Below are 16,471 nucleotides of genomic sequence, written 5' to 3'. Positions count from 1 at the left end.
GATCTTACTTATTGACGTTGCTGTTGTAGAGGTTCCCGCCGCCGATCCGGACGTCGTCGCTCGCCGTCGTCCCTTGCGCAGCGCTCGTCGCGTACACCACGTATCCCGCTGAGCCATCCAGATTCACGGTGTTGTGCGAGAAGCTGTTGTTGACGCCGGTCGCATAACCGCTGCCATGCGTGCGGACCTGGAAGGCGTCCAGCACGAGGGCGTTGCCGTTCCGGTAGCCCTCGTTGTACCGGATGACGGTGTTGACGCCCTTGACGTCCACGAAGCTGTCGGCGCTGTTCTCTCCAGAGATGCCCGTGCCGTTGAAGGTGCAGTACTCCACCAGCGTTCCGTCGGCGCCCTCTTTGATATCGATATGCTCCGCCGTGATGTCGCCGTCGAAGTTCGTGTATCGGATGACATTGCCGATGACGACATGCTCGTAGGAAGCGCTGGCATCCGAGCCGACGTAGGCTCCTTCACCGTAGGCCGCCTGATAGTTGCCCGTGTCGTAGATCCGAGAATGTTCCAGCGTGTTGTAGGAGCTGCCGTCACGGAAGTGGACGCCCTCATCGCCGATGAGGTGAACCTCGAGGTTGCTCAGCACGTTGTGGTTGCCATTGTCGATCATGATCCCTTTCTGCGCCTGGGTGATGATCAGGTCCCGGATCTGCCAGTAGTCCCCGGTAAGGTGAATGCCGTAGGAGCCGTCATTGACCGCGCTCCCGCGCAGGGTGGCCGGATTGCTCGGGTCGCAGCTCTTCAGGACGATGGGGCTGGAGGCCGTGCCGCTCTTGCCGGAGTAGAACAGGCCCTGCCCTCCGGGATCTCCGCCGGTGGACTTGCTGCCGGTATATGTGCCCGGCGCGATGAGGAGGGTCGCTCCCGGAGCGGCGTTCTGCATGGCGCTCTGGATGGCCGCCGTCGTGCTCAGGGCGTTCGAGCAGGAGGCCGTGCCTCCGCTCGAGGTGGTGGCGCTGACTGTGTTGCTGGGGCTAGAGACATTGCCCGCCGCGTCCCTGGCTCTCACGGAATAGCTGTAGGTCGTCGCAGCAGCCAGGCCTGAATCGCTCGTGGAGGTGCCGCTGACGCTCTTCAGGAAGGTGCCGTCCCGGTAGAGGTCATAGCCCGTCACACCGACGTTGTCGGTCGCCGCACTCCAACTCAGGTTGATCTGGCTGCTGGATGCCGCGCTGGCCGTGACGTTCGCGGGCGCTGTGGGGGCCTGGGTGTCTCCTCCTCCTGTTCCGCTGGCCGTGATCTCCAACTGAGGAGGGTTCGAAGCATTCTCGCTGCTGTTCAACGTGGTGTATTTCCCGACGCTCTCCTGCAGCACGAACGAGACCGTGCCGTCACCGCTCGCCTCGGTGCTCACGTAGGACGTTACGTCGATCTCGTTGTACTTCGCGGTCGTGCCGATCGGCACGCTTCCCACCACGCCTCCCACCGCAGGCTTGTTCGTCCAGTTCAGTGCCAGCTCCGTCCAGGAATCCGTGGTCTGGTAGGCGGACAGCGTCGTGGTGGACGACGCGCTGCCGTAGACCTTCAGCCTGGCGCTGGTCACGCCGGAGACCCCGCTCAAGTTGAACTTCAAGTAGGCGTACCGGGCCGCGCCCGCGTCGGTCTTGAGATACAGCGAAGTGGCCGCTCCGTAATTGGAGGAGGGATTGCTCTCGTGGGCATAGGAGTCATCAGACGCGCTCAACGTCACGAGGGCCTGCCGCGCCGCACCGAAGCGTTCCTCCGCTTCCTTCGTGTCCACTCCGCATGCGACGAGCGCGACAGCCATCCCCGCGAGGGTCAGCTGCCGGTGTACGAGCCAGCGCGATTCACAGCGTCGAAGATTGCCCACGGTCTTGCTCCCTTGTTCAACGGCCTCCTTTCTATTTAGTCAAATTTATTCTGATTCGAAGCTTTTTCTGGTTTTGTGAGCACTCGAGGGACGCCCGGAGGCGTCGAGCACAGCTCCTGGTCGAGGAGAGTCTGGCTACTGCCGCGCCTTGGGCGGGTAGTCTTCCAACGCCTTCCCCACGGCGGTCTGGACCGTCTTCTCGGACACGGGCCGCTGGATGTCCTCCTCGGCGAAGGTGCGCCAGACGGCCTTGCGGGTCTTCGCATCGATGAGATCGATCACCAGAGAGCCTTGGGTGACATCGCGCTCGATCCACCAGTCGTCATAGCCCGGCGCCCACATGGAGGGGCCCCAGAGGAAGCCATAATCCGAGTACATCGAGGGCCCCAGGTTCTCCCACTCCTGCCGCGTGCGGGCTCCGGCCACATAAGTGACGTAGAGATCCGGAGAGTCCTCGACTTCGGTGAGGCCCTTGGCCGTCAGCTCGTGGCGGATCGCATCTTCGATGCGTTGCCGCGCCGTGGACTGAGCGGCAGGGTCCGACACGGATGCCTCGCTGACGAGCCGGCCGGGGCGGATCGTGAAAGTGTGGAAAGAAGAGAAGTCGGCAGTGGCCTCGTAATCCGTGCGCACGGCCGGTCCCGAGGCACATGCCCCCAGACCCAATGCCAGTCCCGCCAGGAGGGCAGTCAGGCAGCTCCACCGCCTGCTCGCCCTATATGGAGTAAACCCTTGCTTCCTGTGCATGGTGCTCTCCCTGTCTGAGACGCGCTCCGTCAAACCGAGCCTCTCAGAGGGAAAGTAGGGTGGTGCACACCGAGTGGAACCCACGCCTCGGAAGGGTAAGCGTGGGCTCCGCTCCCTGGCTGCGGGAGGAGTGGGGGAGCACACCGTCTATGTGCAGGACACGCTGGCTTCCATTGTGACGCAGAATCTGGCCATCTCGCTGAGCCCTGCCGATGGTTCCCCAATGATCCGGGGAACGACGCGGGGGACTTTGTCATCATCAACAACAGCCACTTCGCGGTACGCGCCACGCGCAACTCCAATGGCTCGGCTCGTGAGTGGGACGGCCGGAGCGCTTCGAGGCTTGCGCTCCGGCCAGTCGCTTGCCCGAGAGCAGTGATTGCATTCCGCAAGTGTTATGTGACACGCCCGGCGGAGCTGCCAGCATCGTCGCATGATGCTGCTTGGACTCCTTGGCATTGGGATGCTCGTCACCGGCGCGGTGGATGCGCCCATCACTTCCGTGACTGTCTACAGCGACCGGGTTCGTGTGGAGCGCACCGCGCACCTGACTCTCTCTGGAACGCAGCGTGTGGCGCTCCCGCTGCTGCGTGGAGGAGTGGACCCTGCTTCGATTCGTGTCGAGGCCCAGGGAGCCGAGGTGACACGCGTGGACCTGCGATCCGTGAGCGAGGATGCCTTTGTCCCGGCTGAGGCCCGGAAGGAGCTCGATGCGCTGGACACGCTTGACGCTCAGCTCGAACGCAACCGGGCCGAGCGCGAGGTGTGCAGTGCCCAGATCGCAGCGTTGGGAGGACTGCAGCCCGGTGTGCCTTCTGAGAGCCAGGAGGGCGGTGCGCCACCGCCCCGACTCGATCCCTCTGGCTGGGGTGCCGCCACCACCTTCGTACTGGAGAGCACCAGCAAGCTCCAGGAGCGCCTGCGCGCGCTGAACCTCCGGTCGGAGGAGCTCAGCCGGGAGCGAGAGCTGCGGCTCCAGGCAGCCAGGGAGCTGGGCGCCACACCGCGAGGTCCCGGGCTGGAAGTGGCCCCCACGCTCTCTGGCAACGGACCCGTGAAGCTCACGCTCGCGTACCTCACCGCGAACGCGCGCTGGTATCCGTACTACGAGCTGCAGCTGCTCCCCGCATCCAACCAGGTGAAGGTGTCCTTTTTCGGCCTCGTGAGCCAGGAGACGGGCGAGGATTGGAAGGACACGGAGATGACGCTCAGCACCGCCATCCCCGCTACCGTCACCACGCTGCCCAGGATCGCTACCTGGAAGATCGGTCAGCGCGAGCGCTTCATCCCCACTCCCGAGCCGCTCACCTTGCCCGTTCGCCCTCCGCCGCCCGTGCCGCCCGTGCCTCGGGAGGCGTCGAGTGACATAGATCGGCTTCGGGAGCGTCTCTACGCGCGCATTGGGACTCCTCCTGCTACTGCCTCGCTTCCGGTCTCTACCTCCGCACCTGCTCAGCCCCAGCGAGCGCCAGCTCCGGAGGCGCTCGGGGCCATCTCTGGAGTGGTGACGAGTACCGACGGGCGAGGGCGCATCGCTGACGTGGTGGTCACCGCGACGTCGCCCAGCACTCCGGAGGAGTTCGTCGTGGTGACCGACTCCCAGGGGCAGTACCAGTTTCCCAAGCAGATGCCCCCAGGTGTCTACTCCATCCGGTTCGACAGGGAGGGCTTCAAGCCTTTTGTTCGAGCAGACGTGACCTTGCGTTCCGGGCACTCGCTCCGCGTGGCCGTGGAACTCTTGCCAGAGGCGTTCACGGAAATGATCGAGATCGCAGCCGCTCCCCCCGCTATTGACGTGGGCTCCACGACCACCGGGCTGAACATGGATCAGAAGTTCATTCGCCGCGTGGGGGGTGGCCCCCCTGATGTCAGCGCGGGATCGCCTCGTTTCTCCTCCGGCGAGGACCTTTCGACCGTCACGGTCGGCGTTGGATTGGTTCCCCCTGGGGCGTACCAGCGGCCCATCGTGGATCCGCGCCTGCCGGCTTCCCTCGCGGGGGGATATGACCTGGCCTTCGCGGCGTCTCGTGCGGAGACAGTCCAGAGCGGTACGAGTGGGCGGCAGGTGCCGCTCTTCACCGAGACCTGGCCCGTCAAGGTGGAGCGCAAGCTGTTCCCCGCACTCACGCGCGCGGCCTTCGTCGTCGCCGAGCTCCAGAGCCCGTCAAAGCAGGTTCTCCCAGGGGGGGAAGCGAGCCTCTTCGTCGGAGCCGATCCCGCCGGCTCGGCGTCTCTGGGGCTCGTGTCGCCCGGTGAGCGGTTCACCCTGCCGCTGGGGGTGGATCGGGCAGTGCGGCCGGTCCGCAACGTGACGCTCGTCCAGTCCGAGAAGGGTTTCCTCAGCAAGGCCGAGGAGACCGCCTACCGCGTCACCATCGAAGTGGCCAACCCCTATGCCGTCCCGCTGCCGGTGCGCATCCACGACCAGTGGCCGCTCACTCAGGACGAGCACGTCGAAATCAAGCTCACGCGCACCGAGCCCTATGCCCGGCAGGACAAGGTGAACGGAACGCTGGAGTGGGAGCTCACCGTGCCTGCCTCGGGCCGGACGGTGGCGACGTTCGAGTACACCCTGCGTCACCCCAAGGGGTGGCGCATGCACCAGAGCCAATAGGGCTACTTCGAGGCGAACAGGGCGTCGAACTCGCTCACCAGCGTGGTGAGCCGGGCGGCCCTGTCGTAGCCCGCGAACTCTCGCGTGGCCTGGGCCCCTATGTTGCTGCCCTGGGGGAAGTCTTCACCCTGCTCGATGATGGTGCGCACGCGGGGAATCAGGATGAACTGCAGCCATTGGGTGAAGGACATCGTGTCGGCGGCGAAGGCTCGTTGGAACCGGTAGGCGGATTCGGGCAGTGGCTCCGCGCTCCAGACTCCAATGGCCTTCATCTCGGCTTCGATCGCGGCAATCTTCTGCGCGGCGCGCGTATAGATGGCTCTCTGCATGGTGTCGCCCCTGTCGGCGGGAACAGCTCCGCCGTGGGGGGAAGGCTACCCGCCTCCGAGCAGGGGCAGGTAGCCTTCTTCACAGGGCTCCCAGAGGTACTGCTCCGGTCCACCGCCGCCTTCGTTAGATACGGATGCCCTTCTGGCGCAGCTTGTGCAGAGTGTCACTGACGTGCGCTCGCGGACCGGTCACGCAGTTGCTTGAACTCCGAGCTCTGTTTCCACGCCGGCCAGCGGTTCGATGAGGCCAGGTCGCGGCCCAGTTCGTAGAGCAGTTGTACATCCTGGGCGGCGCCTCGTAGATCCCAGTCGGCGCTCCAGGCGTCGCAGGGCTGGTGGTAGCAGCGAGCAGTGTAATCGGCCACCCAGTGATCACCCGCCTCCCGACCTCCTTTCACCAGGTCATGACCGCCGCCCAGCCCCATCATCAGCAGCACCGGCACGCCGCGCCGGGCCAGAGAGAAGTGGTCGGCGCGATAGAACAGGCCTCTCTCAGGCTTCGCATCGGGTGTGACGGTGCGCCCCTGCCTGGCGGCGGCCTTGGCAAGCGCGTCTTCCAACTCGTTCTGTCCATGGCCTACCAGCACCACATCCCGGGATGGCCCCGCCGTCTGGAGGACATCCATGGTCAGGTTCGCCACCATCGTCTCGAGCGGTTGCAGCGGATGGCTGCCGTAGTACTCCGAGCCGAGCAAGCCCGGTTCCTCCGCGGTCCAGGCGGCGAACGCGATTGAACGCGCGGGTCGAGGTCCCTGTTGAAACGCACGCGCGATCTCGATCATGCCTGCCACTCCGATGGCATCATCTACCGCCCCGTGGCGGACCTTGCTGCCGGAGGCATCGGCTGGCCCGAGCCCGTAGGCATCCCAGTGGGCGCCGTACATGATCGATTCCTGAGGACGCTGTGCTCCTGGCAAGCGGCCGATCACGTTGTGGCTGTCGGCTCGCGTATGGCTCAGGCTGTAGTCCGCCGAGAGGCTTGCGCCTTTCAGGACCACGGGCTCGAAGCTGGCCTTGCGCGCCTCGAGCTTCAGCTTCTCGAAGTCCATTCCCAAGCGGGTGAACAACGCAACCGCGGCGTCGCGGTGGATCCAGCCCTGCATCAGGACCTTCTCCTTCTCGGGTTGGGCTCGGACGATGTCGAAGCTCTGGCCGTTGCCTGCCGTCACCGTGGACCAGCCGTAACCCGCGCCCGGTGTCTCATGGACGATCAACGCCCCGAGCGCTCCACGCCGGGCCGCTTCCTCGAACTTGTACGTCCATCGGGCGTAGTAGGTGGCCGCCTGGCCCCCGAACTTCCCTCGGACGGCTTCGCCCTCCTGGGCCTCGAAGTCGGGATCATTGATCAGGAAGACGGCAATTTTGCCGCGCAGGTCGGCTCCCTTGAAGTCATCCCATCCCCGCTCAGTCGCCGAGACTCCGTAGCCGACGAACACCAGAGGGACCTTGTCGAACTTCACCCGCTTCACGGGACGCTGCGTGTTGATCATCACCTCCTGGCCCTGCCGCAGTGAGACCGTCTTGCCCCCACTCGTCAGCTTCAGGCTGACGTTGTCTCCCACCTGGAAGCGGAGCAGCGGGACCTTCTGCGTCCAGCCGCCGTTCTCGCCGCCGGGTTCCAGCCCCACTTCCTTGAACTGCTGGATGAGGTACTCCAGCGTCTTGGGCTCACCCGGCCCGCCCGGTGCCCGGCCCATGAACTCATCCGAGGCGAGCACCTTGACGATCTGTGACAGTCGCGCCGGATCGATGGGGCCCGTGTCCTGGGCGCGCGCGGCCCCTGCGCCCAACAGGACTGCGATGGCAAGAACGTGGCGGGAGGCTTGCTTCGAATCGTTCCAGAGAATCATGGGGGACGACCTTAACGAAGCTCGGCCAGGAACTCAGCGTCCTGGCTCAAGCCTCGTGCAGACGCACTCCTTCGCGGGACTCTACGGATGGCTGGAGGGATTCGCCGGGTCGCTTCCCGCAACCCGTTCATCTCCATCGAGGTACCCGTCGTAGTCCCGATCCAGACCACAGCGCCACCCGGAGCCCGGCGGAACGCAGGTATAGGTCAGCGCGTTGCTTCCCGAGACCGACGCACGAAGACTCGCGTCGGAGACATAGGGCAGCGCGGCCCGGTCCTTCTTGAACTGCCCGGAGCCCATGTACAGGAAGCCCACTTCCACGGAGCTGATCCGGCCCTCGACGATCAGATCGCACTCTCTTGCGTCCGCGCGCGCGATCAGGAGGTTGAGGCGGGCATTCACGACACTCGAGTTGGTGGCCGTGAGCGTCACCTGCTGGCCCACAATCGGTGCCAGGTTGCTGTCGAAGGCCAGCATGAACGCCTCCAGGTTCCGCTTGGCCGTTGCGCTCGCGGCGGTGGCCGGAAAGCCCACGGGGTTGGCAGCGCTCACATCGAAGCTGGCGTTGAAGCGGAACAGGTCCGGGATGGCGCCGTCATGACCGAAGCCGAAGCCGCGGACCTGATCACCCAGGAACGGATCCGCGGGAACCACCCCGAACGTGTACCCGGCTCCGAACATGCCCACCTTCTGGTACATGTTGCGCAGGTGCGGGATCTTGAAGAACTGGGGCACCGGATCAAACGACGAGCGGCCGTCCGTTCCGAAGAAGCCCGCCATGATGGGCCCCGCGCTCGGATTGGCGGTGGGATCCAGCCGGTGGCACGTCTCGCACGTGCCCTGCGGAGCGACGGTCGTCGCGAAGTAGGTGTCGCGTCCCGCCTGCTGATCGGCCGTGAGCGAGTTGTCGAGGTTCCGGATGGGGTTGGGCGGATAGGCGATCTGAAGGACGAAGTCCGTGAACTGCTGCATCTCCGTGGCCGTCAGCTGCGCGCTCCGCCCGAGCAGATCCATGAATGCCGGGTTGAACTTCTTGAAGGCGGCATTCTCGTCGAATGAACCGTCGTCCGGCTGCGCGCTGGGCTCGTCATTGCCCGCAGTGCGGTCGCCGCGCCAGTGCATGGGGCCCTGGTTTGCCATCCCGCGCAGGCTCTGCGTCGTCAAAGGGCCCTTCAGTGGGTGGAAGCTGGTGTTCTGGCCGAAGGTGGGGTCCGTGCCGAACCCGGCCACGATCGGCGGAGCGTAGGGGCCCGGGTTGGTCCCCACCGTGCCGTCCGGATTGCCCAGGTCCCAGGCCAGGCTGTCGAAGTCGCCGAAGATATGGCAGCTCGCGCAGGACGAGTCCCCATGGCTCGAGCTGTTTCGCGCGTCGTAGAGGAACCGGCGTCCCTGCACCACGCTCGTCGGCTCGGGGCTGTACATCGTCAGGTGCGCGGTCTCCAGGTTCGTGAGTGTGTTGACGGTGGAGATCCCGTTATCGAAGCGCGTCAGCACGTAGATACGGCCGCGCGCCTCGTCCAGCACCATTCCCGTCGGCCCGCCGCCCGTCAGCGCGATCTGGTTCGCCGTGCTCGGCACGAAGGTGTCGGCCTCCAGCGCCGCCGTGGAGTACACCCCCAGCTTCGAGGAACCGAAGGCCGCCACGTACAGCGTGGCACCGTTGGAACTCACCGCCATCCCGAGCGGCTGCGCGAGGCTCTTCTCGTTCTCCGTGTTGGGGATGGCCGTGCAGCAGGTCCCGTAGTTGATGTGCTTGTTGAGGTGCCGCGGGGCGACTCCCGTGGAACTCAGCACCGTGATCCGGCTCTCGTGCAGGTGCCCCCGGAGGCTGCTGCCCGCGAAGGTGCCGGGGCCCTCGAAGCGCAGATCGTTCCGCGCTTCGGTGTTGCTCACGTACACCTTCCCGTTCACCGGATTCACCGCCATGTTGAACAGGATGGTCCCCACGCCCGAGTAGAAGCCCGCCGAGCCCGAGAGCTGGGCCGGTAGGGTGGCCGTGGCATCGATGACGAACACGTCCTTGTCCGGTAGGGAGAACCGCAGCGAGCTGTCCCAGGTGCGGTTGAGCACGTCCACCCAGTGCGTGCCGTTGTACTTGACGATCACTCCCACTTCGGGTGCCGCCACCCCCTGGGTGTTGGTATTCGGTCCAGGTACTCCACCGGCCAACTGCCCTCCGTCCGGTACCAGCAGATCGTGGATCACCGTGGTGCGGTTGCCCGAGTGGAACGCAGCCGCATAGACACGCGAACCATCCGGCGTCACCGCGAGCGCCCGCGGCGTATCGCTGAACAGGGTGAGGATGGTCAGCGGAGTCCCGCCGAGCGAGGTGCCCAGCGCCGTAGCATCGAAGACCCAGACGTCGGCGCGTCCTACGCCCGGCGTGGTCAGCTGGGGATCGAAGGGCGCGTTCTGCCCTCGATGGGCGGTGGTGATGAATGCGCGCGTCTTCCCCGAGCCCGCGAAGACGATGTCACGGGGCTCGTCTCCGACGAGCAGCGTGCGCACGACGAGGCCTCCGTAACCTCCAGGGAAGATCTGCACGACGCTCACGCTGTCGGACAGGTGGTTGACGACCCAGACCTCGTCATTGCTTCGAGCCGCGAGTGCCACCGGCTCGAGCCCGACAGGCACGGAGGCGACGTGCTCGAGTCCCGTCGACTTGACCTGGAAGATCTCGATCGCGTTGTCCGGCGTGTTGACGGCGAAGAGGAGACTCCCATTCGGCGAGAGCGCGAGGGGTCGAACCTGACCACTCTCGAAGAGCGTGTAGGGCTGCGCGGAGGCCTCGGTTCCCACCCACCCCAACGCGAGCAGGACCGTGGCCAGGAGCGTTCTCATGCTGAACCAGCGATATGCGACGCTCAAGGAATCCATAAAGTGTCTCCAGGCGGTAGCGACCTTCTCCCCCCTCATGCACAGGAGAGTCAGGAGCATTCTGCTCCTGCGATGAGTCGCCGCGCAGCCCTCTGCGCGACGCGCTCCATGAGACACTACGCGTATGCCCTGACGTTATGTGACATATGAAACATCTGCTGGCTCACGAGACGGCTCCCGGCCGATTCGCCGTGGGCATGGGTCTCACTCCAGACAGGCAAGCAACCCTGTAGACGGCTTCACTCACATCGCAAGGCGCTGGACTCTCACGACCAGAAAGGGTCCTCGCGCATGTCCTACCCCCGTCGCAACGCGTCTCTGGTCACGAGCCTCGTGCTCGCCGCCATGGCGCTCCCACAGGTGTCCACGGCGATCCCCTACCAGCCGATTCCGCCGCTCATCCCGCTGCACCACACCTACAGCGCGAGCGGGACCGACCACTTCTACACCGTCAACTACGCGGAGTCGTACTACTCGACCCAGATTGGCTACACCTCGCAGGGCATCGCCGCCTATGTCGAGCGCACGGCACAACCGACGGCTTCTCCCTTCCGGCGCTACTGGAAGGGAGCTCCGCAGGTGGAGCATGTCTACCTGACGGATAACTATCCCGACGAGCAGTCCTACGTGCTCAGCAACGGCTATGTCGCCGAGGGGATCGAAGGCTACCTCCACACCCAGCAGGTGCCTGGATCCATCGCTCTCTACCGGCTGGCGAAGTTCAACGCCAACACGGGAGATCTCGTCCACATCTATGTGAACTCGGCGCAGGATGCCCAGAACCTGATGGCGCAGGGCTGGACGTATGATCACATCGCCGGCTACGTCCAGCGCACCTCGACGTTCTCGGGCATTCCCGGCAACGGGCCGGATGGGTTCCCCGTCATTTCGGGGGGCCACTACATGGCGCGGCGCTGCGGCACCAACCTCGGGTGCCAGGGGGAGCCCGGCTTCCGGAACTACTACGTCGGCTATCGCAGCGTGCTCAGCAGCTCCAAGCCCGTCGGCACGAGCCGCCAGACGCTGAGCTTCGATCTGTGGTCACCGGACTACTTCAAGTCGACCCAGCACGAGCACATCGCCATCGGGATCCACGGACAGTGGGCGCTCGACTTCTCGAACATCACTGGCAGCACGGCCCACCACGCTCTCGGCATCATCATCGGAGAGTCCGATTGCGGCCTGGGAGCGACCTCGGTCCGAATCGAGGCCTTCTGGCCCACGGGCAGCACCGTGGTCGGCCGGTGCGTGCCCAACGCCCTGCAGAACAACGTCACGTACTCCTTCCGCATCACCGTGTCGGATGCCGGGGACATCAGCTACACGGTCACCCCGAAGGGCCGCACCGTGCCCCTCATCAGCGACAGCCTCAACGCCGCGGGCTTGTTCTCGGATCCGAACTACCCGTTCCCATCAAACAAGACGGGCTACTTCATCGTGCCCGCGACGATCGCGAACTCGGACTACACTCTGTACTTCACCAACCTCAACGTCTCGTGGCAGCCCTGAGCCGCTCCTGTCAGGTGAGGTTCGGCAGCGGGCCCTTGCAGTAGGCCGGGTTGCCGAACTTCGCCGCTGGTACGCCCATGGCGTTGAGCATCGAGACGAGCAGATCGTTGTGCCAGGCATTCGCGTATTTGAGGTACCGGCCGGTCCGGAAGTAACCGCCGCAGCTCCCCGCGAGCACGAAGGGGATGTCATCCCGGGTGTGGCTGTTGCCAATACCCAGCTCGTTGCCCCACAGCACCGCCGTGTTGTCCAGCAGAGTCTTGTCACCCTCGGCGATGCCGTTCAGCTTCGACAGCAGGTAGGCGAACTGCTGCGCGTACCAGGTGTTGATCAGCGTCAGCTTCTCCTGGACGGCCGTCTCGCTGTCGCCGAAGTGCGACAGATCGTGGTGCCGATCGGTGACGCCCGCCCACGGGTGCGCGACCTGGCTCACGCTCGTGCTCCACTGCAGCGTGGCCACCTTCGTCAGGTTGCACGTGAGCGCCATGGCCAGCAGGTCCATCTGCAGCTTGCCCACGGCGGGATAGTTCTCGTTCTTCATGTAGTCCATCGACGCGGGCTGCGGCGGCTTCGCGCAGAGCGCACCCGGGGCCGTCGCTTCCAGATCCAACCGCCGCTCGATGTCCCGGATGGCCTCCAGGTGCGCATCCACCTTCTGGAGATCCGTGCCCCCCAGCCTCGCCTTCAGCCGCAGGAAGTCATCCTTCGTGCTGTCCAACACCGACTGGCGGCGCACGCGCAGCTCGGCCAGCTGCTGCGCGTCCGTGTTGAAGCTGGCGAAGATGCGGTCGAACATGCCGCGCGGGTTGTCCTCGGGAGGCAGCGGCGTCCCCGGTTCCGAGTAGGACATGCGCGACCAGATGCTGGCGCCTCCCGTCTGCACTCCGAACAGCAGGGACGGGAAGCGGTCGTTCTGCCCCACGTTCCGGGCGATCTCCTGATCCACGGAGATGCCGCCTCCCCAGCCCGCCGAGCCCGAGTCACCTCCCGGGAACATGTCGCCGGTCTGGAGTTCCGTACCCGTGAGCAGCTGGCCCATGCCCTTCTGGTGGGCATCGCCCGGGCCGTGGCCGGCCGACTCCATGTTCAGGTTGTCGAGGATGAGCAGCTTCGACTTGTAGTCGTTCAACGGCGCCAGGATGCGGCCCAGCGTGAACGACGTCTCCGTACCGCTGGGCGTCCAGGTGGGGGGAATCGTGCCGTTCGCGCTGAAGACGAACACGAAGCGCTTGGGCGCGGCGGGCGTGGTGGCGGCGCGGGCCTCCATCGCCTCCAGGAACGGGAGCGCGATGCCCACTCCTGCCAGGCCCCGCAGCAGGGTACGACGGCTCAAAGGTCGGCGGATCATGGCAGTCCTCACTGAGCGGCGAGAGCCGGCTGGCGGTAACGGAAGGCGTCGGACAGGGCGAGCTGCACCAGCAGCTCCCGGAAGTTGTAGCCACTGGCGGCGAACTGGCGCTGGAGCTCCTGCAGCTCGCACTTCTCCGCTTCCACCTCGGCCCGGCCGTTGGCGAAGCGGAACCACTGCGTGGCGATGCAGTCCTTCACGTACTGGCTCTGGGCGAACCGGCGGGACATCTCCACCGCGCCCACGAAGCTCCCATTCGCGTCCTCCGCCTGGGAGACGCCTCCGCTGGCATCCACCGGCAGCGCGCCCTCCTGCGTCCGGTAGCCGCCCACCCCGTCATAGTTCTCGAAGGTGAACCCGATCGGATCGATGAGCGAGTGGCAGCCCGAGCACGCCGGGTTCTTCGTGTGCTCGGCGAAGCGCTGGCGCGTGGTGGAGTCCGGCGAGGGATCCGGCGGCGCGCCCACGTTGTCCGGCGGCGTGGGCAGTTGCTGGCAGAGGATCTGCTTGCGCACGAAGACGCCACGGTGGATGGGCGAGCTCTGGTTCGGCTTGGCATGGCTCGCCAGGAAGGTGGCCTGCGTCAGGAAGCCCGCCCGCTGCGCGGGGTTGACCGTCACCTTCTCGAAGGCCGTCCCCGTGGGGCCGGTGATGCCGTAGAAGTCCGCCAGCGGCTTGTTCACGAAGGTGTAGGGCGCGTCGAACAATTGCGAGGCATTGCCCTCGAAGAAGACGTAGTCCAGGAACGTCTCCGTCTCCGTCTTCATCGCCTCCTTCAGCGTCTCGAAGCCCGGGTAGAGCGTGGCGTCCTTCGTCACCCGGTCGAGGCTGTCCAGCATCAGCCACTGCTTGTGGAACTCGGCCACCATGCGGTGGGCCTTGGGATCGGTCAGCATCCGCCGCGCCTGCGCCTCCACCTCCTCGCGCGTCCCGAGCTTGCCCGCATCGGCTGCCTGGAACAGCGTCTCGTCCGGCATCGTGCCCCACAGGAAGTACGAGAGCCGGGATGCCATCTCATAGGCGCTCACCGCGAGGGGGCCGCCCTGGGCGCTCGGTGTGCCGGACTCCACGCGGTAGAGGAAGAAGGGCGACTGCAAGAGCGACTCGATCACCATCCGGATGCCGGTGGCGAAGTCCTTCCGGGTCAGCCCACTGCGGAACACGGAACCCAGGCGGGCGACCTCCTCGGCCTCCAGCGGACGGCGCCAGGCCCGCTTGCCGAAGCGCTCGATGAACTGGGTGGCACAGGCCGTCTCCGCCCCGGCGGTGGGCTGGCACGGCACGAGCTTCGAGAGATCCGCGGCCGCCGCCAGGGATTCGGCGGCCGTCATCCACTGCTCCACGTGCAGCAGGGTGACGTTGAGCGCATACGCGTTGTTCTTGAAGCCCAGCGCCTCCTCCTCGGGCGCAAAACCCTGCGCGGGGCGCAGCGAGGTGGTGAGCAGATCCCTCACCGTGTTGTCGTACTCGAAGCGGTTGAGGCGGCGCAGCGGCGAGGGGCCCGGCTGCACGGCCGTGGCAGGGCAGGAGGCCGCGGATGGGCCCCCAGGCTCCTCCTGGGAGGGCCTCTGTGGCGCTCCTCCGTTCACGTCCAGATCGGCCTGTCCGAAGCAGCCTCCCAGTGGGAACGCCGCCGCGATCAAGCAGGTGAATCCGAGTGTGCGTAGAGGTGATCTCAAGGGGGCTTCCTCTGGGATGAGGAGGTTGGGGTGCAAATCACCCAGGCAAGACCCGGACCAAATCAGGGATCTCCTGATCTCAATGCCTTGCAGCGGAGTGAACAGTGGCCTCAGACGGCAGGGCACTCCAGGTGGTGTGGACAGTCCTCCACAGTTCCTTCGCGGCTGAGAACTTCCAGAGAAGGCACGGCGTGGGGAGGCTCGCGTGTCGTGCCCACGCGGCAGCGTGCCGAGGACACGCCGGTTGTGGCGGGGAGGCCCGATGCGCCATCCGCGGCTCGTGATGGGCTGAGTCTTTCCACCACGTTACGGCGGTGTCTGCCCCGGTCAGAGTGCTCACTCCGCTGTTGGGCGAGGGCGCGCTGCTGGCACGGCCGGTGCTGAAGGGAGGGCAGGCCCGTTCATGAATGGCGGGCCGCTCCCTGCACCATCGAGAACGCTCATGCAGAACCCTGTCGCGCGAATGCAGCCGAGACGCTGGACCCATGCCTTCATGGACGAGATGCGGTGGAAGATGGATCCGCTCGCTGATCCCGTGATCGAACGGCTGTTCACCGAGGGCCAGGTGGACGGCGTCAACCGCCTGATGCGGACCCTGGTCGAGAACGATGACCTGCCCTCCAGCAGGTTGCCGCCCTACGTTCAGGAGTACCTCGCCCGGACGCAGGCGGAGGTGCCGAGGCTGGATCGCGAGAAGCTTCGCCAGGGGCAGGAGATCTTCGAGCGGTTCGGCCCCGAGGTGATGCTGGTCCTCGGCTTCTACTCGCTGCCAGCGTCCTACGCGGCTCGCAAGGGCGTGCAGGTGCTCTACCGCACCGGCTACCTGCACAAACATCCGGTGCGCCGCATCTTCGAGACGGCGCAGATGGTGTTGGATGTGATGACCGAGGGCGGCCTGGAGCCTGATGGCCGGGGTGTGCGCACCGTCCAGAAGGTGCGGCTGATGCACTCAGCCGTCCGCTACATGATCCGCCACGACACCCGGAACCCGTGGGATGCACAAGAACTGGGCGAGCCCGTCAACCAGGAGGATCTCGCTGGCACGCTGATGACGTTCTCCTTCGTGGTGCTCGAAGGGCTGAAGATGCTTCACATCCACCTCACCCCCGAGCAGCAGGAGTCCTGGCTCTACGCGTGGGCGGCGGTGGGACGCGTGCTCGGCGTGGACCCGAAGCTGGTGCCGACGAGCATGGACGAGGCCCGGCAGCTCACCTTCCTCATCCGCCAGAGGCAGATCGCCGCCTCGCCCGAAGGCGTGAGCATGACGGCTTCCCTCGTCGAGGGCCTGAGGCAGCTCATGCCTGGACTCCTCGATGGTTTGCCCGAGAGCATGATCCACTTCTTCCTGGATCAGGATCAGTGGCAGGGGCTCAACGTCGCGGACATGCTGAAGGTGCCTCGGCCAGACTGGACCTTCCTCATCCCCCACACGCTGAAGCACATCGCTGGGTGGGTGGACCGGGTGGGGGACACCAGCGTCATCGCGGCCCGGCTGCTGCGCTTCCTCAGCAAGAACCTGGTCGAGGGCATGTTGCTGTTGGAGAGCCGGGGACAGCGCACGTCCTTCTCCATCCCGAAGCACCTGTGGGAGCGCTGGGCTCTCGAACCCGCTGCTCGCTTCGCTTCACGCATGAACCCTCCTACCGCCTCGTCAGGCGTCCACATGCAGGTGGCCTGA

The 16,471-nt window shown here is 65.6% G+C and carries 10 protein-coding genes; 3 read left to right on the top strand and 7 right to left on the bottom strand.

The window, feature by feature from the left end:
* Nucleotides 1-4: 4 nt before the first annotated feature.
* Together KY501_RS45495 and KY501_RS45490 are read right to left on the bottom strand one after the other, a co-directional pair.
* Nucleotides 5-1,840 (bottom strand): CBM96 family carbohydrate-binding protein, encoded by a 1,836-nt coding sequence (locus KY501_RS45495; RefSeq protein WP_224371045.1) that lies wholly within the window; start codon nucleotides 1,838-1,840, stop codon nucleotides 5-7.
* Between the two features lie 135 nt (nucleotides 1,841-1,975).
* The gene (locus KY501_RS45490) at nucleotides 1,976-2,587 is read right to left on the bottom strand and encodes a DUF4136 domain-containing protein (RefSeq protein WP_224371043.1); all 612 of its coding nucleotides are present in this window, start codon (nucleotides 2,585-2,587) and stop codon (nucleotides 1,976-1,978) included.
* Between the two features lie 433 nt (nucleotides 2,588-3,020).
* On the opposite strand from KY501_RS45490, the gene KY501_RS45485 reads away from it, so the two are divergent.
* Nucleotides 3,021-5,201, top strand: coding sequence for a mucoidy inhibitor MuiA family protein (locus KY501_RS45485; protein WP_224371040.1), 2,181 nt, complete (start codon nucleotides 3,021-3,023; stop codon nucleotides 5,199-5,201).
* Between the two features lie 2 nt (nucleotides 5,202-5,203).
* Here KY501_RS45485 and KY501_RS45480 read toward each other — a convergent pair whose 3' ends face one another.
* The 3 genes from KY501_RS45480 to KY501_RS45470 form a co-directional block, all read right to left on the bottom strand.
* On the bottom strand, nucleotides 5,204-5,530 hold the full coding sequence (locus KY501_RS45480) for a YqcC family protein (protein ID WP_224371038.1): 327 nt from the start codon (nucleotides 5,528-5,530) through the stop codon (nucleotides 5,204-5,206).
* Between the two features lie 164 nt (nucleotides 5,531-5,694).
* A complete protein-coding gene (locus KY501_RS45475) occupies nucleotides 5,695-7,380 on the bottom strand; it encodes a M28 family metallopeptidase (RefSeq protein WP_224371036.1) in 1,686 nt (561 codons plus the stop codon).
* An 81-nt stretch (nucleotides 7,381-7,461) separates the two neighbouring features.
* Nucleotides 7,462-10,221 (bottom strand): YncE family protein, encoded by a 2,760-nt coding sequence (locus KY501_RS45470; protein WP_224371034.1) that lies wholly within the window; start codon nucleotides 10,219-10,221, stop codon nucleotides 7,462-7,464.
* 327 nt (nucleotides 10,222-10,548) lie between these two features.
* Here KY501_RS45470 and KY501_RS45465 point away from each other — a divergent pair, with 327 nt between their 5' ends.
* Entirely contained in the window at nucleotides 10,549-11,766 is a 1,218-nt protein-coding gene (locus tag KY501_RS45465; RefSeq protein WP_224371032.1) for a hypothetical protein, read from the top strand.
* Between the two features lie 10 nt (nucleotides 11,767-11,776).
* Here KY501_RS45465 and KY501_RS45460 read toward each other — a convergent pair whose 3' ends face one another.
* Nucleotides 11,777-13,114, bottom strand: a complete 1,338-nt coding sequence (locus KY501_RS45460) for a DUF1552 domain-containing protein (RefSeq protein WP_224371030.1) — start codon at nucleotides 13,112-13,114, stop codon at nucleotides 11,777-11,779.
* A gap of 8 nt (nucleotides 13,115-13,122) precedes the next feature.
* The gene (locus KY501_RS45455; RefSeq protein WP_224371028.1) at nucleotides 13,123-14,793 is read right to left on the bottom strand and encodes a DUF1592 domain-containing protein; all 1,671 of its coding nucleotides are present in this window, start codon (nucleotides 14,791-14,793) and stop codon (nucleotides 13,123-13,125) included.
* Nucleotides 14,794-15,235: 442 nt separating this feature from the next.
* Here KY501_RS45455 and KY501_RS45450 point away from each other — a divergent pair, with 442 nt between their 5' ends.
* Nucleotides 15,236-16,471, top strand: coding sequence for an oxygenase MpaB family protein (locus tag KY501_RS45450; RefSeq protein ID WP_224371026.1), 1,236 nt, complete (start codon nucleotides 15,236-15,238; stop codon nucleotides 16,469-16,471).

Source organism: Hyalangium versicolor (assembly GCF_020103695.1).
In the GTDB taxonomy this organism is placed as follows: Bacteria; Myxococcota; Myxococcia; order Myxococcales; family Myxococcaceae; genus Hyalangium; species Hyalangium versicolor.
The sequence above is the reverse complement of the archived record's forward strand: the minus strand, read 5'-3'. Positions and strand labels throughout refer to the sequence as shown.

Excerpts from the sequence above, each read along its gene's own strand:
- KY501_RS45490 (WP_224371043.1), bottom strand. The coding sequence starts at position 2,587 with ATGCACAGGAAGCAAGGGTTTACTCCATATAGGGCGAGCAGGCGGTGG.
- KY501_RS45485 (WP_224371040.1), top strand. The coding sequence starts at position 3,021 with ATGATGCTGCTTGGACTCCTTGGCATTGGGATGCTCGTCACCGGCGCG.
- KY501_RS45480 (WP_224371038.1), bottom strand. The coding sequence starts at position 5,530 with ATGCAGAGAGCCATCTATACGCGCGCCGCGCAGAAGATTGCCGCGATC.
- KY501_RS45475 (WP_224371036.1), bottom strand. The coding sequence starts at position 7,380 with ATGATTCTCTGGAACGATTCGAAGCAAGCCTCCCGCCACGTTCTTGCC.
- KY501_RS45470 (WP_224371034.1), bottom strand. The coding sequence starts at position 10,221 with ATGAGAACGCTCCTGGCCACGGTCCTGCTCGCGTTGGGGTGGGTGGGA.
- KY501_RS45465 (WP_224371032.1), top strand. The coding sequence starts at position 10,549 with ATGTCCTACCCCCGTCGCAACGCGTCTCTGGTCACGAGCCTCGTGCTC.
- KY501_RS45460 (WP_224371030.1), bottom strand. The coding sequence starts at position 13,114 with ATGATCCGCCGACCTTTGAGCCGTCGTACCCTGCTGCGGGGCCTGGCA.
- KY501_RS45450 (WP_224371026.1), top strand. The coding sequence starts at position 15,236 with ATGCAGAACCCTGTCGCGCGAATGCAGCCGAGACGCTGGACCCATGCC.